Below are 2,063 nucleotides of genomic sequence, written 5' to 3'. Positions count from 1 at the left end.
TCCTCAGAATGACGGAGTGGGTGGATGAGATTCTCACGTCAACTCCGTTCCTTGCAATGACGAAACAGTAAAAGAATCAAATCTCCCCCTTTAGAAAAGGGGGAGATTTGATTCTGAGAATATATTTTCATTGTCGTCTGATGCTGGTTGTCAGCATGAAGGTCAATTCTGAAAACTAACGGGCATGATAAATCAAGTCCTTACAAAAGATTATAAAATGTAGGGACGCAATTTATTGCACCTAATTAATGTAACGACATGCCATGGCCTGTCGAATTTTGATTTTCACCCTTATCTGGTGCTGCAAAGTAACATGGATATCTATCCTGAAAATACCAAAATGAGTGAAAAATGCTTAAAAAGAAAAAGGCACACCCCCCTTAATCCCCCTTCAATGGGGGAATTAAATGAATATTTTCCCTCCTTGGAGGGGTGCCGCTTTACGGCGGGGTGGGAGCCTTTTGGTTTTTAATGTTTATTTTGAGAAAAGAATTAAGAAATACGATTAAAAGATGAGATCCTCACGGCTTCGGAATACGAAGCCTCAGGATGACTGCTATATTTACACTTGTCACTAGACTGAATAAAATTATTAGACGGCCTTACACAAGCGTCTCACTTAAAGAAAACTTTTCGGACTACTTCGTGAGTGTCGGCTGCATCCATCTTCTTTTGTCCCCTTAACAAGGATTCTTTATCCACCTCTTGCAGCAAACGATAAAGGTCCAGGGTGTTTCGAGTGCACAATTCCAAAGCTCGAATTGGATGAATGCGGTAAGGGAATATGTCAAAACCGAGATAACCTTGATAACCGGATTTCTCTATATAGTAAAGAAACTCCAGGGTTTCATAGAGGTTGGTGCTCCCAGCTATGAGATCATCATCCCACTCCCGATAGGCATCGTTAAAATGGACATTATAGAGCACCTTTTCTCGGGAGAGTATCGAAACCACTTCACCAGGATTTTCTTTCGCCATCAGAGCATGGCCGAAATCAACCGTCACTCCAATGTTCTTCCGGTTTAAAGCTTTTATAAGATAAAGCGATCGAAAAGCATTTCCCACCAAGAGATACTGTCGTGGTTCTTTGAGTTTGTATTCAAGAGATATCTTCACCTGTGAACCATAATCAGCAATTTCCCCGACCGACTCCATGAGTAAATCCCATTCAATTCCATAATCGACTTGGAAGGGATAATCAAAACCATCCACTCCCAACCAAAGGCCTATTGAATCGCACTCCAACAATCCAGTTAAATCCACCAATTTTTTAGCGGCATCAATGGCTTCACGTCTAAGTTTTTCATCTCGGTGGGTAAGAGCACCCAACTGCCATTTGGGACGAGAGTGAGTGTTGAGATTGATACAGCTCACTTTTAAACCATTATCTTCAAGTAAGGATTTAAAATCTCGGGGGCTTATCTTTTCAAATTCATCATCAAAAAATTCAATCGCCTCAACTTCTGGTACCTTTTTCACCCGTTTTAATCGTTCCTGGATGTTAAGCGGTTCTTCATATCCCTGAGGCAAAAACCGGTCAGACATCCCTCCCATGCACCAAATTCCTACAGAAAGTTTCAGTTTTTTCCCGGCAGCCATTTATGACTCCTTTCTCAGCTCATTGAGCTATTGGTTTTGGAAAAAAGTTATTCAAAAATGCCCACATTAGTTTAGTCGACATTCAATCTTTTTCTTATCTTGTGGGTATATCTTGAACTATAAAAGTTGAGGATCATCACCAAAATCAACATTAAACCCCAAACCACGTTTTTAAAGAAAGGGCTAAAAGATAAAATATTAAAACCACTTTGAAGGATTTGTAAAACAATTATTCCCATAACCAAGCCAGATATGTTTCCATATCCTCCGCTGGGATCGACCCCTCCTAAAACACACACTAAAATAGCTTGAAGGAGATAGGCTGACCCATAACCCGGCCGGATCGAATTAACCCTCGAAATCATGATGATCGATGCCAAACCAGAACAAAGACCACTTAAAATATAGGTACGAACTAAAATTCCTCGATTATTTATTCCGCTAAAGCGAGATGCAACCGGGTT

2 protein-coding genes are annotated in these 2,063 nt (G+C 40.5%); both read right to left on the bottom strand.

Annotated features, from left to right (window positions below):
• Window positions 1-615: 615 nt before the first annotated feature.
• Window positions 616-1,545 carry a sugar phosphate isomerase/epimerase family protein gene (locus tag PLK24_RS06470; RefSeq protein ID WP_324477438.1) on the bottom strand — a complete coding sequence of 310 codons (930 nt, stop codon included), beginning with the start codon at window positions 1,543-1,545 and terminating at the stop codon, window positions 616-618.
• A gap of 125 nt (window positions 1,546-1,670) precedes the next feature.
• The coding region (locus PLK24_RS06465; RefSeq protein ID WP_502876043.1) for an ABC transporter permease at window positions 1,671-2,063 on the bottom strand (393 nt) is incomplete at its 5' end.

Source organism: Atribacter sp., from assembly GCF_035418125.1.
Taxonomy (GTDB): domain Bacteria; phylum Atribacterota; class Atribacteria; order Atribacterales; family Atribacteraceae; genus Atribacter; species Atribacter allofermentans.
This window is presented reverse-complemented; position numbering and strand designations above follow the sequence as displayed.